This window comes from Rhodococcus sp. IEGM 1408 (assembly GCF_033142235.1).
Taxonomy (GTDB): Bacteria; Actinomycetota; Actinomycetes; order Mycobacteriales; family Mycobacteriaceae; genus Dietzia.
Genome location: NZ_JAWLRW010000047.1, coordinates 1 through 543, shown reverse-complemented (window position 1 = coordinate 543; position 543 = coordinate 1). Strand labels below are relative to the sequence as shown.

At 65.6% G+C, this 543-nt stretch carries 1 protein-coding gene; it reads right to left on the bottom strand.

Annotated features, from left to right (window positions below; genetic code table 11):
• Nucleotides 1–543, bottom strand: a 543-nt coding sequence (locus tag R4P08_RS18425; RefSeq protein ID WP_411741244.1) for a Mu transposase domain-containing protein, incomplete at both ends; no start/stop codon positions are given.

Genomic DNA, 543 nt, shown 5'->3' with positions numbered 1-543 from the left:
GCTTGTTCGAGGGCGTAGACATGTCCGTGATCGCGGACCATCGCCCCGGTGCCATCGGCAGCGAGACGATGTCGGGCGATGGTGATGCCGGATGTGGTGACGATGTCGATGACATCGGAGCCCAGAACGTGCGTCACTGTCACAGCGGCACAGGCAAGTTCGGGTGGGACCGAGTAGCGGTTGCCGCGATAGGAGACCAGCGCTTGGCGCGAGACGGCCCGGTCGGTGGTCAGGATCGCCGGATATGCAGCCGCGGGCATCGGATGCAACCCCTCGGTGGTGGCGATCGTCGCCACCGACGCCTTCCCGTCTTTCGTGGGCCGCAGCCGGGTGTCCCTGCGCAGACTGCAGAACCGGTCGAGGCTTGATTGGGCTTGCTCGACGGTCAGATCGTCGGCGACTGTGCGCCACCACCGTTGGGCTGCAGTGTGATTGGACTTCTCTACCGCACCTTTGCGGTTGCCGCGGCGGGGTGGGCAGATGGCAACGGAGACACCGTAATACTTGGCGACGCCCGCGAAGCTGGCCGTGATGCGACCGGAG